We start from the raw sequence: 13,635 nt of genomic DNA, 5'->3' as shown, positions 1-13,635 counted from the left end.
AGCCGCCACCCGACACAACACGCCACTCAGAACGTCTCCCAGTTATCCCCGGAAACCGCTGCCGCCGGACGCAGCGGCGCATTCTTCGCCACTGGCGCAGACGTTGCCGCCCGGCCTTGCTTCGCGCCGCTCAGTCGAAATGCACCCACCGCCTCGGTCAGACGCGCGCCCTGTTCTTCCAGCGACGCCGCCGCGGCGGAAGCCTCTTCCACCAGCGAGGCGTTCTGCTGGGTCACTTTATCCATCTCAGAAATCGCCTGGCTCACCTGCTCAATACCACGGCTCTGTTCATCAGACGCGGCAGCGATCTCCAGCATAATGTCCGTGACGCGTTTAACCGCTTCGACGATTTCATTCATGGTATTACCGGCGGCGACGACCTCACCCGAGCCCTGGTCAATCAGCGAAACGGATTCGTTGATCAGGCTTTCGATCTCTTTGGCGGCATTCGCACTGCGGCTTGCCAGAGTACGAACTTCGCTTGCCACCACGGCAAACCCGCGCCCCTGCTCACCCGCACGCGCTGCTTCTACCGCCGCGTTAAGCGCCAGAATATTGGTCTGGAAGGCGATACTGTTAATCACGGCGGTAATTTCAGAGATCTTCTTCGAACTGGTAGAGATATTGCCCATGGTTTTAACCACCCCGGAGACCATCTGGCCGCCACGACTGGCTTTACCGGAGGCATCTTCCGCCAGCTTGCTGGCATGGTGCGCGTTATCGGCGTTCTGTTTCACCGTTGCGGTGAGCTGTTCCATGCTGGCTGCCGTCTGCTCAATGGCAGCCGCCTGCTGCTCGGTACGGGAAGAGAGGTCGGTGTTGCCTGCGGAGATTTCGCTGGTGCCACGATAGATCTCTTCCGCCCCCTGACGCACGGTACCGACAGTGTTCTCCAGCGAGTGCTGCATGGTTTGCAGGTCGCGCGTCAGGCGGCCAATTTCGCTGCGTCCGGCCACATCGTCCGGCATGGTGAGGTCGCCTTTGGCGATATTTTCAATGCGTTTCGCGGCGCGCTGCAACGGGGTGATAACCGTGCGACGCAGCACGACAAAGGTCATGGCCGTCAGCACCAGCGCCAGGGCAAACGCGCCCACCATAAACATCAGACCCAGCTGGGTGCGGCTGTGTGCCTTAACCGTCAGGGCGTTCGCGCGCTCGGTGCGGATCTTTATCGCCTTCAGCAGCACGGCGTTGTAGGCATCATCCAGCGGGCGGGCGCTTTCGTTTTCATGGTTAATGATGGCTTCAAACATGCCGTTTTTAGCAAACTTAAGCATCGGCTGCAGGCCTGCGATATAGGCGTCATAGCGTGTTTTCAGATCGGCATCCAGCGCTTCATCCTCAGGCGTACGAACCGCGCGATTGATGTAGGCATTAAACCCTTCCTGAGACTGTTTGATCCGTTTTTCCGCCTCAGCGATGTTTTGCTTCATCGCATCCATTTCCGCGATACGGCTCGCCGCCCCGGCGTGGATCATATTGATACGCGCGGTTCGCAGATGGTTTGAGCTATTCGACAGCCCCATACGCACCTGAATTTCAGACGTGACATCCTGCTGATCGGTGTCGGCCTGTAAAAGGAAATACCCCGCCAGACCTGCGCTCAAGGCAAATAGCAGAATAATGCCACCGAGAATGGAGGAAAACAGCGGAACCAGCCTGATGTGATGCAAGAAGCCCAGCTTGCGCTGCGCTGGCATCGAAGTAGTGTTGTCCATGACCGTCGACTCTCTTGTAGGTAAGATGCGTAAAAACACGCCTGTTAAATAGTCATCGGCACGGCTGAGATTTAGATTACGGCTAAAAACGCCGCACTGGTCACACTTTAGAGAAGATTATTAAAGAAACGCCAGCGGCGAAAAACCGCTGGCGTAAGAGTTACTTGTCGCCGAAATGAATAACGGTACGAATGGATTTACCTTCATGCATCAGATCGAACGCCTCGTTGATCTGCTCCAGCGGTAAACGGTGGGTAATGAACGGATCGAGCTGGATTTTCCCGGCCATTGCATCTTCAACCATCCCCGGCAGCTGCGTGCGCCCTTTCACGCCGCCGAACGCTGAGCCACGCCATACGCGCCCGGTTACCAGCTGGAACGGACGGGTTTTGATCTCCTGGCCCGCACCGGCCACGCCGATGATAATGCTCTCGCCCCAGCCTTTGTGGCAGCATTCAAGCGCAGAACGCATCACGTTCACGTTGCCGATACATTCGAAGCTAAAGTCCACGCCGCCGTCGGTCATCTCAACAATGACCTCCTGAATCGGTTTTTCGTGATCTTTCGGGTTCACGAAATCGGTCGCGCCCATTTCACCCGCCAGTTTGAATTTCTCCGGGTTGGTATCGACCGCGATGATCCGCCCGGCCTTCGCCTGGACCGCGCCCTGAATCACCGCCAGACCAATCCCGCCAAGACCGAACACCGCCACGGTGTCGCCCTCTTTCACTTTGGCCGTGTTGTGTACTGCCCCAATCCCAGTGGTGACGCCGCAGCCCAGCAGACAGACTTTATCCAGCGGCGCCTGCGGGTTCACCTTCGCCAGTGAGATCTCCGCGCAAACGGTGTATTCACTGAAGGTGCTGGTGCCCATGTAGTGGTAAACCGGCTCGCCGTTGTAGGAGAAACGGGTGGTACCGTCCGGCATCAGGCCCTTGCCCTGGGTGGCGCGAACCGCCTGGCAGAGGTTGGTCTTACCGGATTTACAGAACTTACACTCGCCGCATTCTGCAGTGTACAGCGGGATCACGTGGTCGCCCGGCTTCAGGCTGGTCACGCCTTCGCCCACTTCCACCACCACACCGCCCCCTTCATGGCCGAGCACCGCCGGGAAAACGCCTTCCGGATCGTCGCCCGACAGCGTAAAGGCATCGGTATGGCACACCCCGGTATGGGTAATTTTGATCAGCACTTCGCCCTTCTTCGGCGGTGCAACGTCGATTTCAACGATTTTGAGCGGCTGGCCAGGGCCAAATGCGACGGCTGCGCGAGATTTCATAGTGTCTTCCCTTATTGTGTGGTGTGTGGGTTTATTTTAGATAAGCGCGCAGCAAATGGCCGACTTCTGCCATGCGCACGGCTCGCTGATCCGGCGTGGTTTCCCCCGTTACCAGCTCATCTTTGAGGTGAATTTCGACCATTTCGCCCATCAGGCCATTGGCAGCACCGCGCACGGCGGCAATTTGCTGCAGGATGGCCAGACAGGGGTCGCCCGACTCCAGCGCGCGTTCAAGGGCATCAACCTGGCCCCGAATGCGACGAACGCGAGTGAGGATACGTTTTTTATCTTCGGGTGAGTGCGGCATACGGCCTCCTGATACTATAGGGGGGTATGGTACCCCTTAAAGCAACATTATGTAAACAACAGCTTTCATAGGGTTATCAGGCTCTTGAAGCGCATTATCATACATAAGTAATTCTGAATAATTTCTCTTTGAAATGCTGGCCTCAACATTCGAATTAAGCCATTTTCTATGGCTAAGCCAAAAAAAAGCGTCACCAGTACCCTTTATTCGCTGGAATCGATAAGCAGCATTGATAATAATTCAAAAAACCTTCTAAACCTTAAACCTGGTAACAGGTTGAAATGAAATGGTTTCCGCCATGATTAAATTTTCCTTAATAATAAAGGCTTCTACGAAATCTTATTTTTTGGCGTTCAGAATCTGTAAACGGTCAAAATCAAACCACTCCTCTTTGATGTAAGATATATAATTCAAAATAATTATCGAAACCATATTGCGCAAGCCATTGTTATATATAGAGAAAAATCACAACACCTTAAAATAACGATCAATATCAATGAGTTACAACATTGATTGATGTCTAATCACGTGCTAAACCTAAATCCAGGTAAAAAATATCTTATGGAGAAGAGTATGATGTCGTGGCGAGTATTAAGTTCTGTCATTTGCCCTAACACAGGAATCGTTTATTCGCACATTGTTGGTTTGAAATTATTAAGATTAATAATTTGGTACGAGAGTGACATCTATCTTTTGCCCGGAGACAGAATACATACAACAAAAAATGGAATTTTTGTAAATGGCGTGTTCAACCACATATCCCTTTATAACGTCTCGCCATACAATGAGAACCTGTGGGACGAAATAAAAAACAAAATGGCCTGTCCTTTTAATAAAAACCTGGATTCTGAAGACTGCTCATACGCTGAGCATTGCAATGCGCGCAAATGCCCGCACGGATTTGAGACAACCCCGTTGATAATAAGAGTGCCCCGCGATAGCTAATCATTTAATAAGTTAGCTTTTGGATCCGCTGCCCCCTGTTACAGGGACCGCATGCTTAACATATATTAGACTGAGATACCAACTGAAACCCTATCAGTTACGGCCCCCGCGCGCCTGTCGATGACTTGCGGCAGGCGCGAGGCCATATCTCAGATAACATACGTTATTAATCATTTGGTTTGGTATTATTTATACTTTTATTCATCCTGGTGGCAGAGGTCTTCTACCACATCTTTTAACTAAACTTTAAATGTTACGCGCGGAGATCTCTGCTTTAGTTAAGCTGTATAGCTCATCTTGTAACCTATTAAGCGCGTTGTTCTCTTCTCGCAGCATTTTGCCGTTATTTTGCAGTATTAAGTCGTTAAAGGACCCTGCCCCTGCGAAAATAGACCTGATACCTAACAAGGCCTGCTCATAATCAGAGTCCAGCTGTTCGCGAAAATAGATGAGTTTCTTTGACCAAACACTTTCATTACATGAAACAAGCAACTCAATGATTTTATTGAGTAAAACATTAACATCTGATGTCATTTCAGTCTCCTGATGATACCGGTCATTGCAGTCGCGCAACGACATGCCCCTTCCTGCCGACTGGCGCTGCGCTTACCCGGCCTTCATTTCTTTTGCTAATCTTTGCAACTCTTCTTTCAGCCAGCGGGTTGCGCCCCGCTGACCGCTGCGTTTATGGGAGTAAATTTTCACGTCAAATTTTTGAATGGAGAACGGTAAGGTAAAAATGTTGATATTCACGGCCGCCTTCAGCTTTTCGGCTGCATACCGGGGAATGGCCATCAGCAGATCGCTTTGCGCAACGATAAACGGTGCGCTGAGCATTGACGGGGTTTTGATTGCAATGTGCCGGGTATAGCCCAACTCCTCCAGCCGTAAATCCAGCACGCCCTGCTTCTCATTCCAGGGGGTGACAACCAGATGGCGGGCCGCGAGATAATCCTCCAGCGTCAGACGCGTCCGGCTTGCGTTGCTGATGACCACATACTCATCTTCAAACCAGCTTATCTCCTCCAGTTCAGGATGGCGGATCTCCTCCGCCGTGCTGAAACCGAGCGCCAGATCCACTTCGCCTGCCAGCAGCTCCGTCAGCGCCGGGCTGTGCGGCAGATAACGCAGTTCAAAACGCAAACCCGGCGCGGCATCCTGCAACGTGTGCATCAGGGCCGGGAATATACAAAGCGCGGTAAAATCTGTAATCGCAATGTGCAGGCTCTCGCTACTTTTGGCCGCTTCAAACTCCGGCTGCGGGGTAAGCTCATGATTAAGAAACGACAAAGCAGAAGCAATGGACGGCGCGAGCTGTGTGGCATACACGCTGGGTGACATGCGATGCCCTTCCCGGAAAAATAGCGGATCATTCAGCGTCGTTCGCAAACGTGACAGCGCATGGCTCAGTGCCGATGTGCTCATCGCTAACTCATCGGCGGCCAGGCGAACCGAACGGTGACGGTAAATGGCGTCGAAAACGGGCAGCAGGTTTAGATCAAGGCGTCTCAGGGCCGGATGCATAATATTCATCATTTGTTGATTTCATTGCACTTAATTCTTGGACAATACTCCGTATGCTTAGCGCCATCAATCGCAAAACATGCAGGAAATACCATGAGCATTACTATTCGTCAGGCCCGCCCCGAGGATGCGGCGGCCATTTACGCCATGATCTATGAGCTGGCGGTCTATGAAAAAGCGCCGGAAGAAGTGATCACCACGCCGGACGAGATCCGCGAAACCCTCTTTGGCGCAGACAGTAAAACCGAAGCGCTGATCGCGGAGTATGAAGGTAAGATCGCTGGCTATGCCGTGTTCTTCACCAGCTATTCAACCTGGCTTGGCCGCAACGGTATCTATATGGAAGACCTGTATGTATCCCCGGATTATCGCGGTAAAGGCGCGGGAAGAGCCTTGCTGAAACATATCGCGCAGCTCGCCGTAAAACGCCAGTGTGGTCGTCTGGAATGGAGCGTACTGGACTGGAACCAGCCGGCAATCGACTTCTACCTGAGCATTGGCGCGCTCCCGCAGTCCGAGTGGGTGCGCTATCGCCTGGATGGAGAAGCGCTGCTGAAATTTGCCGGGTAAACGGCGCGCGCTGTGCAGAGATCCCGGCTGTGCGGGATCTATGCTACAATTCCATAAATTTCATTAACATATTGTTGAATACCATGAGCACAGCCCCCTTCATTCGTCCTCAACTTACCCTGCCAAACGGCGCTGACAAACTGCTGCTGCACTCCTGCTGCGCGCCCTGCTCCGGCGAGGTAATGGAGGCCATTCAGGCCTCAGGCATTGATTACACCATCTTCTTCTATAACCCCAATATCCACCCGCAAAAGGAGTATCTCATCCGTAAGGAAGAGAATATTCGTTTTGCGGAAAAACACGGCGTGCCCTTTGTTGATGCGGATTACGATACGGACAACTGGTTTGAACGCGCAAAAGGGATGGAATGGGAGCCTGAACGTGGGATCCGCTGCACCATGTGTTTCGATATGCGTTTCGAACGCACGGCGTTATACGCGGCGGAAAATGGTTTCAGTGTGTTCAGTAGCTCCCTTGGCATCTCGCGCTGGAAGAATATGCAGCAGATCAACGACTGTGGTCAGCGCGCGGCAGCCCACTATCCGGGCATGGTCTACTGGGATTATAACTGGCGCAAGCAAGGCGGATCGTCGCGGATGATTGAGATCAGCAAGCGCGAACAGTTTTATCAGCAGGAGTACTGCGGATGCGTATATTCCCTGCGTGACAGCAACCTTCACCGTAAGTCGCAGGGGCGTCCTCTCATCAAAATTGGCAAACTGTTTTACGGCAAAGACGAGTCTGAAGAGTAAGGCGGCGCGAAGGGAGACATATCCTAAAACGCGCCTGAATCCGCATTACGGCTCTCAGATGTTGAAATAGCGGCTATCCTTTAATTATCCACAAAAGGAGGTAACAATGTCTGATTTCGACGCTGATAAAAACGCACAGTATGCTGGTGATAAAGCCAAAAATAAACTCGACGAACTGACGGGCTCTGCTCAGCAGCAGTTTGGTGAATTCGTTGACTCCCCTAAACATCAGGTGAAAGGGGCAGCACGAAAATATGCTGCGCAGGCCAGTGATGCCGTTTCTGATGTCACTGAGGCAGTCAGAAATAACCCGTTAACCGGCCTGATTGCGGCTGGTGCAGTGGGTATTGTTCTGGGCCTGTTACTCGGCCGTAAATAATCTCAGGCCCCACGGGGCCTTATTTTATTAGCTAAACAATCTTACCATGCGATCTAACTCCTCCTCTTTCACGGCGCGGGAAAGATAATATCCCTGGAAACTTTTTACGCCTAACGCCACCAGCTTTTCAAATTTCTCTTCGCTATCCACCCCCTCTGCAATACATTCGCTGCCGGTCATGTCACTGTATATCTGAATCGCTTTGATAAGTTTGTAATCATTGTCATTAGCGACAAACTTTCCGACAATATCCCGGTCAAGCTTTAAACCATCAAAATGAACCTGCCTCACCGGAAACATGGTTTGATGGCTGGAGAAGCAATCATCCAGGAATAACCGACACCCCGTACTGCGCAGGCGACGCATGGTTTCTGGGATGGTTTTATCTTTGGTCACATCAATATCTTCAGCAAATTCAAAGACCAGGTTCCCGGCCCACTGGGGTTTGAGCAGCATCTTGATGGCTTTTTTGGCCATCTCGGGCAAGGCATTTCCGGCCGCGAGTTCCGGCGGTATATTCACCGAAAAATAATATTTCCCGTTATATTTGTTGATGCCAGAAACAGCGGCATGCAGCACCAGCGCCGTGATATTCAACCATAGCTCACGATTTTTCACCCCGGTAAGAAAATGGGCAGGCTTGATAATTTTACCGTTCTTGTTCCAGCGTAATAAAATCTCAAACCCAACACCTTTTTTATTTTCATCGGTGATGATTTGATACGCAGGAAATATCTCCCTTTTAAGCAGCGCATTAAAGACATCCACCTCAGTACTGGACAGTGATTCTATTTTGCCCTGCCGTTCCCCACTCCCTGACGCAGAAAAACCCTGAGAATTTTTATACCACAACTGGATTAATTGCAGCTTTCTTAAACCGGCCTTGCGATGTGTATATACCGTTTTATTCGTCAGCCCAAATTTTTTGCACTGTTTATTTACCGACATGCCCCGGTAGAAATTTAATAAGACATCAAGTTCTCTGTTTGTGAGCCCTTTTTGACGGTCTTTAAAGCTACAGTCCGCATGATGATCCTGCAATGAGCGAGATCTGTCCCTGCATGCGTCATTTTTTTTCTGAACACGCGCAATAATATCGCCGCTGTTGGCGATGCGGATCAGAGATAATTTTTGATTGTTATTCAATAAACTACGCAAGGTCCCGTACAGCCAACTGTCAGGTATATTGCCATACAGAGTGACCGGGCGGATGACGGGAAGTGTGTTAAGAAGATCGGCAAGGTGCCTGAGGCTCTGCAAAAGATCCACGATCTCTTCCCCGAGAAAGACCGTAATTTTAGCGTCCTGATTTTTGATAATAGTGTAGACATCTTCCCGATTTGCGACGTCATCCTCAAAACGCACCTGTGACGCCAACCCTCCCTGCTCTTTCAGTAACAGACGGTACCCCTGGAACGTAAAACTGCAGGCTGAAATAACAAATTCCTGTGCATGACAATCATGATTATTGTGAGAATTGTTTTGAATCATAATGCGCTCCTGGGTACAAAAACACCGTTGCCCTGGTCAATAATGACCAGCACATCGAGACTAAAAACATGCGGAAATGTCACAAGCCTGAATATAACCTGCGTAACAGGTTAATTTTATCTTACCACCATAGGTTAATAAACCGTTATCAACGTCTCGCCCTGCAACATCTTTGCGTTAATCACCGCCTGGATCCATATGCTGTGCAAATATAACAATCTTTGCAAATAACGACGGAAAATGTTTTCCCTGCAAGGTATAATGAAAATTCCGAAAAAGAAGTCTGGACACTTCATTACGTCGGCTTGCTCAAAAAGAGAAAATGCTATGGATAATCATATCTCATCCAGGGCCTTGCTACATCGAAGGGATGTTATTAAGAACAACCCGCGGTTTAGCGAGGCAATAATAGAACACTACAAAATCAATGACAGCATCTATAAAAAACAACCCTTGTTCTACAAAACAATGCTCCAGGAATCACGGTTCAATATTATTCTTGCCATGTGTTGTTTTATATTCGGCAATCAGGCCGAATCTGTTTCAGAGATAAAAGCATTATGTTCGCGATACAAAATCGCCAGTCCCAACAGCGTTATTGCTATCATCACCTTACTGAGAACTACCGGGCGGATTAAGACCTGGCGCTGTATGGAGGATCGCCGAAAGACGCGCATCGCCCCCACGCAAAAAGGACTGGATGAACTAAAACGTTACATGAGCGGCGCATTTATACCCGTCAGTATTCTTTACCCGACATTTAACATCGACCTTAACCTGTTAGATAACGATATTCTGAGAAATAACTTTTTCCGCCGGGCGGCTGAGTATCTGTTTCGCGGATTAACCTTCAAAGCCGTGTTACCGGAAGTGGGGTTATTTATTGATAAAGATGGAGGGCGAATGATTATGCTGTATTTATATTTGCAGGCTATTAAAAACAAAACTGCACATGGCGCGATAATTGATTATTCGCCCGGCACGCTGGCGAAAGCGTTTTTTGTCTCACGTATCCACGTGGCGCGCATTATTAAATCCGCGCAAGAAGCAGGTTATCTTAAAGACAGAGGGGATGGCCGCATGACCATTTATCCTGCATTTATGCAGCTCGTCGAAAATTATGCCGGGTTATATTTTGCCTATGTCACGCATTACATCAACGTGGTTCCGAAGGAGCGACGCCAGGGGGGTGACGTAACCTCCCCGGTATAATCCTGGGGCGTTCGGTTTCCCGAGCGCCCTTTTCTGTTCGTCAGCGTTCCCGCAACGCCTCTTTCGCCTTATTGAGTGGTTTCAGCAGATAATCCAGAATGGATTTACTGCCCGTTTTAATATCCACCGTCGCAATCATCCCCGGGAATACCGGAAATTCCTTGCCCTGTTTATTGGTCAAGTGGTTACTGTCAGTACGGATATAGACGCGGTAGTAGTACACGTCTCTTTTGACCTCATCCTGAAGGGTATCGGGTGAAATCATGGTCACCTCACCCGTCAGTCCGCCATAAATCGAGTAGTCATAGGCGGTGATTTTCACCAGCGCTTTTTGTCCGGGGTGGATAAACGCCACATCACGCGGTGAAATTTTCGCTTCAACCACCATCTGATCGTCAAGAGGCACCAGGCTCATCAGTTTCCCATTGGGGGGGATAACGCCGCCGACGGTGGTGACGTCGATGTCCTTCACAATCCCGCGCACCGGCGCGTTGAAGGTCAAACGGGTCAGGGAATCCTCGCGCCCTTTCATGACCGAGCGCTGGGCTTCGATCTCCGCATTCGCTTTCGCCAGCTCTTCACGGGCGCGCACGTAATACTGGTTTTTCATTTCGGTGATTTTGTTCTCAAGCTCGTTTTTTTGCCGCTCCAGACGTAACACCTCCACCTTGCTCGCCGCCCCCTGAGTGACCAGCGGACGGGTTAACGACAGCTCGCGCTGGACCAGTTCAGCCCCCTGACGCAAACCGGCCAGCCCTTTTTCCAGGCTTTCGCGACGGGACTGGAAGAGCGCCGTTTCCTGTTTGACCAGTTCAACGTCGTCATCCAGCTCTTCCGGAAACGTCAGTTCCGTGTCGTTGACTTCCGCTTTCAGGCGTGCAGCCGTGGCCAACGCGGCATTCAGACGAGACTCACTCTCCAGCACGCTGGATTCTGTTTTGGTGCGGTCAAGCTGAGCCAGCCGCTGCCCACGTTCAACGATGTCACCTTCGCGCACCAGCAGGCTATGGATAATGCCCCCCTCCAGCGACTGAATGACCTGCTCGTGAGAAGACGGGATCACTTTGCCGTTGCCGGTGGTGACTTCATCAAGCTGGAACAGACTCGCCCAGGCGATAAACGCCGCAAGTAGCGCGAACAGCGACCAGGCCACCCACGTTGAGCGCGGCAGGCGCGGCTCTTTCAGGCGGCTGTTATAGCGGGATAGATCATTCATGCCATTCCCTCCTCGGCCACGGCCGCCGGTTTCATGGTCACGGTACGCTGCGCTGCCTTTTGCGGCGCCATACCGTGCTGACGCAGGATCGCGTCGCGCGGGCCATCCATCACCACTTTGCCGTTTTCCAACACGATGATGCGGTCAACCAGATCCAGAATCGGCAGCCGGTGTGTTGCCACCACCAGCGTCCGGCGCTTGCCCAGCCATTGCTGTAAGTGCTGAATGAACTGCTTTTCGCTCATCTCATCCAGCCAGGCGGTAGGCTCGTCCAGCAGAAGAATATTGGGCGACGTGATCAGGGCGCGCGCCAGCAACAGCGCCTGTCGCTGGCCGCCGGATAACCCGGCCCCCCCTTCATTGATGAGGTAGTTCAGCCCCATTTTCTGCTTACGCACGAACTCCAGCGCACCGCTGTTCACCAGCGCCTGATGGATCTCCTCGTCGGTAGCAAGCGGGTTGCCCATCAGGATATTGTCGCGCACAGAGCCAAAGAACAGCCGCGCCTGCTGGCTGAGCAGCTGCATATCCCGGCGCACATCGGCGGTGTCGAGATGATTTAAGGCAATGTCATCCAGCAGAATGCTTCCCTGCTGCGGTTCCTGCATCCCGGCCAGAAGCTGCAGCAAGGTACTTTTGCCGGAGCCGTTGCGCCCCAGCACCGCCACCCGTTCGCCGGCGCGGATCTGCAATTTGCTGATGTGCAGCACGGTCAGTTTTTCCTCGTCGTCGTACCAGAATCCCACGTCGTCGAGGGTATAGTTCCCGCGCAGATGGGCTTTATGCACCTTTTTGCCCTGCTGAGGATCGTCAATCGGGCGCTGCATCAGGTCGTCCAGGCCCTTTCTTGCCACCTTCGCCGACTGCCAGCGGGACAGCACGCCCGAAATCTGTGAGAGCGGCGCGATGGTGCGCGAGGCCAGAATCGAGGTCCCCACCAGCGCACCGGTGGTCATGTCACCGCTGATGACCAGATAGCACCCCACCAGCAACACAACCGCGTAAACAATCGACTGTACCTCCTGAGTCCAGGTCAGGAGCAGCCCGGTCAGCCAGCGTTGTTTCATTCCGACGGTGGCCGCCACATCGTTGGTGTTATTCCACTGATTCTGAAAACGCTGTTCGGCGCGCATCAGCTTGATGTCCTCAATGCCCTGTACCGCCTCCACCAGGGTGGCGTTACGAATGGCGGATTCGCGCATCCCTTCGCTGGAGAGTTTTCCCAGCGGGCGCTGTACCAGCAGGCCCGGGATCAGCAGCAGCGGCACAGCAAGCAGAACCACCAGCACCAGCGGACCGCCAATCATCCACAGAATGAACACAAACAGCAGGAAGAACGGCAGATCGGAAATCGCCGCAATGGTGGTGGAGGTAATCAGCTCGCGCACCGACTCCAGCTCGCGGATCTGGGCGATAAACGACCCGGTCGATTTAGAGCGCGCGCCGTTTTTGATCCGCAGCGCGTGAGCAAACACCCGCTCGGAGATCCGCAGATCCGCCCGCTTACCCACCACATCCGAAATATGCACGCGCAGCATACGCATAATGAATTAGAACACGATGGCGAGCATGACGCCGCCAAACAGCACCCACAGCGTGGCTTCAGACTGCGACGGCACCACCCTGTCGTACACCTGCATGGAGAAGACCATGCCGGAGAGCGCCAGCACGTTCGCGACCAGCGCCACCAGCATGATGTCGCTGTAGCGTCGCCAGTCTTTCAGCGCCAGCTGCCAGAACCAGTTTTTCTCATAGGGTTTGATGTAATCATCCACGCGGGCATCCGGCGTGGATTCGAGCGGGCGCAACACCAGCAGCTTTTTCAGCCGTGCGCCGAGCGCTTCCCGCGTTAATGTTGTCTCCAGCCCGCCATCGCCGCTGAACTGCAGGCTGACGTTGCCGTCGTTGTCCATGCGGTTAATAACCGCGATCTGTCCGCCAGTGAACTCCGCCAGCAGCGGTAAACGCCACGGGTCGAGGGAGACGGCGTCTGCTTCCACCTTACGCATCCCAAGCCCAAGCTGGCGCGCCATCTCCTCCAGCACCAGCTGGCGCGGGGACTGGCTTTCATGGTTAATCGTGACCCGAACATGCTCCGCCGAAAAATCCAGCCGATAGTGCTTCGCGATGGTGAGCATGCCCTGCAACCAGGGTTCGTACTGTGGATGTGTCTTCATAATCTCCGGGTTAACGCAAGTCGTCTAAAGAAACGCAAAAGGCCGCGGGGATCGCTCCCCGCGGC

The 13,635-nt window shown here is 52.4% G+C and carries 12 protein-coding genes and 1 pseudogene; 5 read left to right on the top strand and 8 right to left on the bottom strand.

Going from position 1 to position 13,635, the window contains the following annotated elements; all coding sequences use genetic code 11:
* Window positions 1–26: 26 nt before the first annotated feature.
* From EQV24_RS02105 to EQV24_RS02095, 3 genes are all read right to left on the bottom strand, one after another.
* Window positions 27–1,718: a methyl-accepting chemotaxis protein gene (locus EQV24_RS02105; RefSeq protein WP_038419375.1), complete on the bottom strand. Its 1,692-nt coding sequence runs from the start codon at window positions 1,716–1,718 to the stop codon at window positions 27–29.
* Window positions 1,719–1,878: 160 nt separating this feature from the next.
* Window positions 1,879–2,997, bottom strand: a complete 1,119-nt coding sequence (locus EQV24_RS02100) for an S-(hydroxymethyl)glutathione dehydrogenase/class III alcohol dehydrogenase (RefSeq protein ID WP_023619503.1) — start codon at window positions 2,995–2,997, stop codon at window positions 1,879–1,881.
* 31 nt (window positions 2,998–3,028) lie between these two features.
* Window positions 3,029–3,304 (bottom strand): metal/formaldehyde-sensitive transcriptional repressor, encoded by a 276-nt coding sequence (locus EQV24_RS02095; protein ID WP_013096678.1) that lies wholly within the window; start codon window positions 3,302–3,304, stop codon window positions 3,029–3,031.
* A 516-nt stretch (window positions 3,305–3,820) separates the two neighbouring features.
* Here EQV24_RS02095 and iraM point away from each other — a divergent pair.
* Window positions 3,821–4,249: an anti-adapter protein IraM gene (gene iraM / locus EQV24_RS02090; RefSeq protein ID WP_347812667.1), complete on the top strand. Its 429-nt coding sequence runs from the start codon at window positions 3,821–3,823 to the stop codon at window positions 4,247–4,249.
* A gap of 246 nt (window positions 4,250–4,495) precedes the next feature.
* Here iraM and EQV24_RS02085 read toward each other — a convergent pair whose 3' ends face one another.
* Window positions 4,496–4,783, bottom strand: coding sequence for a hypothetical protein (locus tag EQV24_RS02085; protein WP_130626092.1), 288 nt, complete (start codon window positions 4,781–4,783; stop codon window positions 4,496–4,498).
* A 72-nt stretch (window positions 4,784–4,855) separates the two neighbouring features.
* The gene (locus EQV24_RS02080; RefSeq protein ID WP_130626091.1) at window positions 4,856–5,785 is read right to left on the bottom strand and encodes a LysR family transcriptional regulator; all 930 of its coding nucleotides are present in this window, start codon (window positions 5,783–5,785) and stop codon (window positions 4,856–4,858) included.
* Window positions 5,786–5,866: 81 nt separating this feature from the next.
* On the opposite strand from EQV24_RS02080, the gene EQV24_RS02075 reads away from it, so the two are divergent.
* From EQV24_RS02075 to EQV24_RS02065, 3 genes are all read left to right on the top strand, one after another.
* Complete coding sequence (locus tag EQV24_RS02075; protein ID WP_029883812.1) at window positions 5,867–6,343, top strand: GNAT family N-acetyltransferase; 477 nt, start codon at window positions 5,867–5,869, stop codon at window positions 6,341–6,343.
* 83 nt (window positions 6,344–6,426) lie between these two features.
* Window positions 6,427–7,095, top strand: a complete 669-nt coding sequence (locus EQV24_RS02070; RefSeq protein WP_130626090.1) for an epoxyqueuosine reductase QueH — start codon at window positions 6,427–6,429, stop codon at window positions 7,093–7,095.
* A 106-nt stretch (window positions 7,096–7,201) separates the two neighbouring features.
* Entirely contained in the window at window positions 7,202–7,474 is a 273-nt protein-coding gene (locus tag EQV24_RS02065) for a CsbD family protein (protein ID WP_013096686.1), read from the top strand.
* A gap of 27 nt (window positions 7,475–7,501) precedes the next feature.
* On the opposite strand, the gene EQV24_RS02060 is transcribed toward EQV24_RS02065, so the two are convergent.
* On the bottom strand, window positions 7,502–8,965 hold the full coding sequence (locus EQV24_RS02060) for an EAL domain-containing protein (RefSeq protein ID WP_058651354.1): 1,464 nt from the start codon (window positions 8,963–8,965) through the stop codon (window positions 7,502–7,504).
* A 327-nt stretch (window positions 8,966–9,292) separates the two neighbouring features.
* On the opposite strand from EQV24_RS02060, the gene EQV24_RS02055 reads away from it, so the two are divergent.
* The gene (locus EQV24_RS02055; protein ID WP_013096689.1) at window positions 9,293–10,177 is read left to right on the top strand and encodes a hypothetical protein; all 885 of its coding nucleotides are present in this window, start codon (window positions 9,293–9,295) and stop codon (window positions 10,175–10,177) included.
* Between the two features lie 40 nt (window positions 10,178–10,217).
* Here the strand turns inward: EQV24_RS02055 and EQV24_RS02050 are convergent, their stop codons facing one another.
* Both EQV24_RS02050 and EQV24_RS02045 read right to left on the bottom strand, forming a co-directional pair.
* Window positions 10,218–11,393, bottom strand: coding sequence for an HlyD family type I secretion periplasmic adaptor subunit (locus EQV24_RS02050; RefSeq protein WP_028027873.1), 1,176 nt, complete (start codon window positions 11,391–11,393; stop codon window positions 10,218–10,220).
* Window positions 11,390–13,570: pseudogene (locus EQV24_RS02045) on the bottom strand (type I secretion system permease/ATPase). The gene EQV24_RS02050 and the pseudogene EQV24_RS02045 overlap by 4 nt, the downstream one beginning before the upstream one ends.
* Window positions 13,571–13,635: the final 65 nt, after the last annotated feature.

The sequence above is a fragment of the Enterobacter sp. A8 genome, assembly GCF_004296595.1.
Lineage (GTDB): Bacteria > Pseudomonadota > Gammaproteobacteria > Enterobacterales > Enterobacteriaceae > Enterobacter > Enterobacter cloacae.
This window is presented reverse-complemented; position numbering and strand designations above follow the sequence as displayed.